The organism is Amaricoccus sp. (genome assembly GCF_017995835.1).
In the GTDB taxonomy this organism is placed as follows: domain Bacteria; phylum Pseudomonadota; class Alphaproteobacteria; order Rhodobacterales; family Rhodobacteraceae; genus Amaricoccus.
The window spans coordinates 1-7,072 of sequence record NZ_JAGOID010000128.1 but is presented as its reverse complement, the minus strand read 5'-3'; the positions used below and the strand labels follow the sequence as shown (position 1 = coordinate 7,072).

General features: G+C 69.6%; 6 protein-coding genes and 1 pseudogene. 1 reads left to right on the top strand and 6 read right to left on the bottom strand.

Annotated features, from left to right (window positions below):
• Positions 1-85 precede the first annotated feature (85 nt).
• Entirely contained in the window at positions 86-1,084 is a 999-nt protein-coding gene (locus KBA23_RS14805) for a transporter (protein WP_290742412.1), read from the bottom strand.
• Positions 1,085-1,124: 40 nt separating this feature from the next.
• The gene (locus tag KBA23_RS14800; protein ID WP_290742409.1) at positions 1,125-2,903 is read right to left on the bottom strand and encodes an arylsulfatase; all 1,779 of its coding nucleotides are present in this window, start codon (positions 2,901-2,903) and stop codon (positions 1,125-1,127) included.
• A gap of 291 nt (positions 2,904-3,194) precedes the next feature.
• Between KBA23_RS14800 and KBA23_RS14795 the strand changes: the two genes are divergently transcribed.
• On the top strand, positions 3,195-4,205 hold the full coding sequence (locus KBA23_RS14795; RefSeq protein ID WP_290742406.1) for a helix-turn-helix domain-containing protein: 1,011 nt from the start codon (positions 3,195-3,197) through the stop codon (positions 4,203-4,205).
• Positions 4,206-4,248: 43 nt separating this feature from the next.
• Here the strand turns inward: KBA23_RS14795 and KBA23_RS14790 are convergent, their stop codons facing one another.
• The 4 genes and pseudogenes from KBA23_RS14790 to KBA23_RS14775 all read right to left on the bottom strand — a co-directional run.
• A complete protein-coding gene (locus KBA23_RS14790) occupies positions 4,249-5,211 on the bottom strand; it encodes a phosphatidate cytidylyltransferase (RefSeq protein WP_290742403.1) in 963 nt (320 codons plus the stop codon).
• Positions 5,208-5,891, bottom strand: a complete 684-nt coding sequence (locus KBA23_RS14785; protein WP_290742400.1) for a 1-acyl-sn-glycerol-3-phosphate acyltransferase — start codon at positions 5,889-5,891, stop codon at positions 5,208-5,210. Before KBA23_RS14785 ends, KBA23_RS14790 begins: the two co-directional genes overlap by 4 nt.
• A 7-nt stretch (positions 5,892-5,898) precedes the next feature.
• Positions 5,899-6,606, bottom strand: a complete 708-nt coding sequence (locus KBA23_RS14780; RefSeq protein WP_290742397.1) for a CDP-alcohol phosphatidyltransferase family protein — start codon at positions 6,604-6,606, stop codon at positions 5,899-5,901.
• A 245-nt stretch (positions 6,607-6,851) separates the two neighbouring features.
• Positions 6,852-7,072 (bottom strand): annotated as a pseudogene (locus tag KBA23_RS14775) (NAD(P)-dependent alcohol dehydrogenase); the annotation flags it as partial.

Here is a 7,072-nt window from a genome sequence, read left to right as displayed (position 1 = left end):
GCCGAGGCCCACGCCGCAGCCGACGCCGGCACGGCTCCCGCGGAGACCGCCCGCCTCCCGGCCGCGATTCAGTCGGCCTTCGTGCCTACTCGCCCTTCAACCGGCTCGCGCCTTCGATGATCGGGTGCCAGCCGGAGACCAGCGAGATCATGAAGCCGTCCATCTGCAGGTCGGCGGGCGCGCTGTCGGCGACGGTCGACTTGTAACCGACTGTGAGGCCGAGGTTGTCGTTGATCTGGTAGCCGAGCGTGAGCCCGAAGGCGAGATTGTCGAGCTTCTCGCCGTCCACGCCGTCGAGGCTCGCCGCGCCGCCCTGGTACCAGGAGCCGTCGAGCGAGCCCCAGAGGTGCTGGGTAAAGTCTCGCGTCAGGTGGGCGTCCAACTGGAAGAGCGGATCGGTTTCGAGCGTCTGGCCGACGAAGTCGTCGTTCTTGCCGAAGAGCCAGACGGCGGGCAGGAATTCGAGCGTCGTGCGCCGCCCCGGCACCCAGGCGCCGAGCTGCCAGACGATCGGCGCGCCCACGCGCCCGTACCAGCGGTTCTGGCCGAGGTTGAGCGAGCGGCTGTCGTCGTACTCGCCGATCGGCACCGCCAGGTCGACGATCAGGTCGAGAGAGAAGCCCGGCTCGTAGCGCAAGACGTCGACCAGGCTTTTCTGCGCCGGCGGACCGATGAGGTTGACGTCGAGCTCGAAGGTCGGATCACCGAAGCCGCGAGCCGTCTGGCTGAGCGTCTGCCCCGCCGCCGTGACGTCCCCCGAGATCCTCCCCATGGGCAGCAGGACCGCGACCAGCGCGCCGCGGCCGAACAGGGTGAAGGTGCGCCCGTAGCCGGCGATGGCCAGCGTTGCCTCGATGTCCGCCCCCGGCGTCACCAGATGGGCCGGATCGTACGGGTTCGTATTGCCGCTCATCGAGTTGATGATCAGCGGCACGGCGTTGGCCCCGGATAGCGTCTTCCAGTAGAAACGGGCGGGCACCTGGGCCGCGAGCGGCGGGGCGAGGAGGGCGCCGAAAGAGAGCGCCGCGACGAGCGCGAGCGCCAGGCGTCTGCAGCTGGCCTTGGAGAGGATCTCGTAGTTCATGGTCTCTATTCCTTCGCTGCGGAGCCGGGAAAGTGGGCGCTCACTGCTTCGGATCGGCGAGCATGTCCGCCGGCGGTACGAACTGCTTCTTCAGGTTGACCGGCGGATAGCCCGCCTGGACCGGCACGCGCTGGGGGAGGGCCTTCTCGAGGCTCTCGAACGGCGTGCGGTTCGGCAGGATGACGTTGTTCTTCTGGACGTAGGCCATCCAGAGCGCGAGCATCTCCTGCACCTTCTCGGGGCGGCCGGCGGCGAGGTCGTGCAGCTCGCCGGGATCCGCCGCGAGGTCGAAGAGCTCCCAATCCCCGGTGCCGAGGGGGCGGATCTGCCAGCGCAGCTTCCAGTTTCCCTGGCGGACGGCTCGGTTGCCGAAGACTTCCCAGGCGAGGACGTCCTGACTCGTGCGGGGAGACTCGGCCTGTCCCGCGAGCATCGCGCCCCAGGACTTGCCGTACGCCGGAAGCGTCTCCCTCCCCGCATAGGTCTCCGGATAGCTCGTGCCGGCGACCTCCAGCAGCGTCGGCATGATGTCGGCCACGTGCATGAGCCCCTGCTGGTGGATGCTGCCTTTGGGGCGCTGGACGACCGGGCCGCTGACGATGAGGGCGTTGCGGATGCCGCCCTCCGCCATGAGCGCCTTGTACTGCGAGAACGGCGTCATCGACACCTGCGCCCACATCGGCCCGTAGGCGAGCCAGGATCCCGGATCGCCCCACGCGTTGGGATGGTTCTGCGACCAGTGCATGGCGGCGAAGAGGTAGTCGCGTGAGCCGGGCGAGCCGGCGATCATTTCGTAGAGGTCGTTGCCCTCGGCGCCGTTGTCGCCGAAGACGATGAAGATCGTGTTCTCGTACTCGCCGATCCGCTTCAAGTGGTCGATGAGCTTGCCGATGTGGAAGTCGAGGTTCTCGACCAGGCTGGCGTAGAGCTCCATCTTCCTGCCCAGGAGCGCACGGGCCGCAGGGGCCAACACGACCGGATCGGGAAGGAACCACATCCGCTCCGCGAGCTGCGTGCCCGCGGGCATGATGCCGAGCTCGATCTGCCGCTTCAGCCGCTCCTGCCGCAGGGCGTCCCAGCCCTTGTCGTACTCGCCGACGTGGCGATTGCGCCACTCCTTGGGCAGGTGGTACGGCTCGTGCGGTGCCTGGTGGGAGACGTATGCGAAGAACGGCTTGCCGTCGCCGCGGTTGGCGTCGATGTAGGAGATCAGCTTGTCGGTGTAGGTCGTCGTCGCGTAGAAGTTTTTCGGCAGGCTCTTCAGGTAGCGCCCATCCTCGGTGTAGAGCGACTTGGGGGTGGCGGCCGAGAAGTTCCAGTCGTCCCAGTAGCTGCCCATCCCGTCGAGCAGCGTGAAGTCGCGCTCGAAGCCGCGCGCGGCCGGGATCTGGGCCGGCTCCTTCCCCAGGTGCCACTTGCCGACCATGTAGGTGTGGTAGCCGGCGTCCTTCAGGAGCTGCGGCAGCGTGACGACGCGGTCGTTGAGGTTGCCCTCGTAGCCGTCCCTGCCCAACTGGTTCGGCGCCGTCCACTCGCTCATGTTGCCGAGGCCGTTCAAGTGGGTGTCGACGCCGGAGAGCAGCATCGAGCGCGTCGGCGAGCAGGAGGCGTGGGTGTAGAAGTTGGTGAAGCGGATGCCCGCTTGTGCGAGCGAGTCGAGGTTCGGCGTCTTGATCTCGCTGCCGAACGAGCCCATGTCAGCGAAGCCCATGTCGTCGCCGAGGATGACGACGATGTTCGGCCTGCGGGGGGCGTCGGGGGCCGCGGCCAGGACGGGCGAGGCGAGCGTGGCGATGCATCCGACGACGCCCAGCAGCACTGAGAATCGACGCCATCGGTGCCTTCGGCGGGTACCACCTGAATTCCCGATCGAGGTCCGCATCGATGGCCGTGACAGCTCTTGCATGGCTCGCTCCATTTCAGACTGGCGCATCCGGATACCAGCTATTTGCCTGTTTCCGGGAACACTCATTGGAGTGGTCTCGCACAGGTGCTGTAGGCTGGCGACCACCTCGGAGAGGGCAACAACTCCCCTACCCTGGTCGCAAGCACCAGGTCGCTTTCAGCCTAGAGGCTTGGCTCGGGCCCGTCTATCGGAATTCCGCAGACCATGAAGATCCTCGAGCCCATCTCCCACGTTACCCAACCCGCCGTTTCGGTCGACGACCTCAGCGACCCGACCGTCGTCGGCGCAGGGATCGAGCTCCTCGATCAGGACGCCGTGCAGCTGCAGTCGGAGGCGCTGCGCGCCCGCCGCGTGACTGTCCGTCTCGAGGACGCGGCGGTCGTCTTCCACTCGACCAACCGCCGGGTGCGAACCCGGACGAGCGTTCGCCAGGGTCTGTTCGCCTGGGTCGCGTTCGGTCCCCGGACGAGAGGGACGGTGAACGGACTGGCGGTGCGGCCCGGTCTGGTGCTGGCCGCGGAGCCGGGGGCGGAGGTCGGGTTCGTCTCCGAGGCCGGCTGGCAGAGCGTCGCGTACCTGGTTTCGGCGCCGGAGCTCGTCGCGCATCTCGCCGCGCGCGGGCGCGATTCCGAGCTCCGGCTGCCGCGGGGGATGGAGATGCTCCAGGTAGAGCCGGAGGCCAGTGGGAGACTCTTTGCGTGGGGGAAGCGCTTGGCAGAGGTCGCTGCGCGGGAGCCTTTCCGCTTCGAGGAACCGCGGCGGGAGCGGGACGCCGCCCGGGTCGAGCTTTTCGACACTCTCTTCTCCACGATCGACGTGGCCGGCGATCTCCCCGACGGCCGCGGCGACCGGACGCGGCGGGCGCAGAGCCTCCTCGTGAAGCGCACCGAGGAGTTCGCCCTGGCGAAGGCCGGCGAGCCCTTCCATGTCGGCGACCTCTGCCGCGCCATGGGCGTCAGCGAGCGCACCCTCGAATACGCATTCAAGGAACTCCTCGGGATGACGCCGATGGCGTTCCTGCTCCGCCTGCGGCTGCATCGGGTGCGCCGGGCGCTCCTCGCGGCGCGGCCCGGGTCCACCACGGTCTCGGCCGGAGCGCTCAATGGCGGCTTCTGGCACTTCGGCGAGTTCTCGCGCGCCTATCGGGAGTGCTTCGGCGAGCTGCCGTCCGCGACCTTGCGCCGCAGGCCCGAGCCGAACGGCGACGGCGCCTAGCCTGACCTCTCACCAGACTTCTATCGGCGCGGCGCGAGGCCGCTCAGCGCGACAGATCGGGGCCGTCGCCGAAGGTGAAGCGGACGAGGTGGAAGAAGAGCGGGGCGGCGAAGCAGAGCGAGTCGACGCGGTCGAGGATGCCGCCGTGGCCGGCGAGCAGCGAGCCGAAGTCCTTGACGCCGCGGTCACGTTTGATCGCCGAGGCGACCAGTCCGCCGGCGAAACCGAAGAGACAGATGGCGAGTGCGAAGCCGGCCGCCTGGAGCGGCGTGAACGGCGTCGCCCACCAGAGGCCGGCCCCGATCGCGGTGGCGGTGGCGACGCCACCGACGAAGCCCTCGACCGTCTTGTTGGGACTCACCCCCGGCGCGATCTTGTGGCGGCCGAGGAGCTTCCCCCAGACGTACTGGAAGACGTCGGAGAGCTGGACGACCAGCACCAGGAAGAGCAGGAGCTTGGCGCCGCCCGCCGCGTCGCCGGCCACCGGCAACATGAGCAGCGCCGGCGCGTGCGAGAGGCAGTAGACGGCGATCATCAGCCCCCACTGGATCTTCGCCACCCGCTCGAGAAAGCTTGTCGTGTCGCCGGCGAGCGCGCTGCGCGTCGGCACGAAGAGGAAGGCGTAGACCGGGATGAGGATCGCGAACAGGCCGTACCAGCGGTAGCCGACCAGCACGTACTGCAACGGCAGGACGACGAAGAAGCTCCAGAACAGCGTCGCGTGGTCGCCGCGGCCGGTCGGCGTCAGGGTGATGAACTCGCGCAGTGCCAGGAACGAGAGGATCGCATACAGCACCACCGTCCCCGTTGGCCCGAGCACGAGCGCTGCGGCGAAGACCACCACCATCACCCACCAGGCGTTGATCCTGGCAACGAGATTGGCGACCGTCGCGCGGCCGCCGTCGCTGGTCACGCGGCGGCGCAGTATCTCCCCCACCATCGAGGCGACGAGCAGCAGAACGAGGACGCCGCCGAGCAGCAGGCGCAGGTCGTGGTCGATCGTCATCGGGTCTCCGCAGAGTCGGAACGCGGCCGATCGCTCCACAGTGCAACGAGCGCAGCACGCATGCGCTCGAGAAAGGCGTCGCGCTCCTCGCCCGGCTCGAGACGGAGAGGAGCGCCGAAGGTCGCGGTCGCCGACAGCGGCACCGGCAGGAACTCTCCCTTGGGCAGGACGCGGTTGAGATTGTCGAGCCAGACCGGCACCAGCTCGAGCCCGGAGCGCTCGCAGCAGAGATGGAAGAGGCCGCTCTTGAACGGCTGCGGCATCCCGCCCGGCCCACGCGTGCCCTCGGGGAACAGGATGATCGAGCTGCCGTCGTCGAGCGCCGCAGCGGTCGCCGCGACCGCCGCCCTCGCCGACGCCAGAATCTCGTCGCGCGTCGGGGCTCCTCCGGAGCGGCGCTCGATCAGCACGGCGCGGAAGACGCGGCCGGCAAGAAAGCGCCGCAGAGCGTCCCGGTTCCAGTAGTCGGCGCCGGCGACCGGCCGCGTCGCCGCCCGCACCGAGGGCGGCAGCGCCGACCAGAGCACGACGAAGTCGAGGTGGCTCGCATGATTGGCGAAATAGACGCGCTGCCGGCCGTCGGGCGCGACGCCCTGCCAGCGCGCGGTGGCGCCGGTCAGCAGCCAGACGAGGCCGGCGACCGCGCGCGCCATCAGCCGCTCGATGAGGCCCGCCTTCACGCCGCTCTCAGCCCGATCCGGCGCGGGCGCGAAGCGCGCGCGCGATGCCGGCGAGCCGGCGGACGAAGGTGGCGGCGGCGCCCAGGACGATCAACCCGAGCGCCGCGGCGAGCAGGGTTCCGGGGGGCCCGGGCAGGCGCGCGTCCATCGCGCAGGCGAGCGCGCCGAGGGTGAGCACGAACATCCGCTGCTGCTTGGCCATCGGGCCGCGGAAATCCTGCGCCAGGCCGAGCGCCCCGCCGAGCTGGCGGACGTAGGCCGTCGTGAGGGCGAGCGCCGCGGCGCTCCAGCCGAGGATCGGACCGAGCGCCGCGCCGCCGATCGTCGTGCCGAGCCCGGCGAGCCCGTAGCCGGCGCCGAGGAAGAAGGCGACGTCCGCCACCCGGTCCGGGACCTCGTTCCAGAGATCGCCGGTCGCCTGCTTGCGTCCGTGCTCGACCGCGACCAGACCGTCGAGGAGGTTGGCGAGCAGGCGCAGCTGGATCGTCGTCGCCGCCGCGAGCGCCAGCGCGACGCGGGTGCCACCGGTCGCCGCGCCCAGCAGGGTGAAGGCCCAGACCCCGGCGCCAGCGAAGAGGAGGCTCGCGAACGAGATCCAGTTCGGATTCACCCCGGCGCGCGCCAGGCTGGCGGCGAGCGCCTTCGCCCAGCGCGCGTCGCGCGTGGTGAGCGGCCGCCGGGCGGCCGGTGGCGCGACGTTCGGGAGCGGCGGCACGCCGCGGAGGATAACGGAAAGTCCGGCCGGCCACGCCAGCGCAGCGGTCCAGCGTCGACGGGTTCGAAGCCGATGTCGCCACTCAGCGGTCGATCATCTCCCGGGCGTCTTCCGAGTCGCGCGCGGCGCAGCACGCTCTCCGGAGGGACGCCGAGCTCTTCGAGCTTGCGAGCGAGCAGGGTCGAAACGCGGAATCGGTCGACCATCGCTGCGGATCTCCGTCGCGATTCTTCCCCAGGCGCCGCCTAGGCGAGCGTCGACATGTCGAGGACGAACCGATACTTCACGTCGCTGCGCAGAAGCCGCTCGAACGCCTGGTTGACCGCCGCGACCGGCACGAGCTCGATGTCCGCGGTAAGACCATGTTCGCCGCAGAACTCCAGCATCTCCTGGGTCTCGCGGATGCCGCCGATGAGTGAGCCGGCAAAGCGCTTGCGCCCGAAGATGAGGTTGATCACGCCAACTC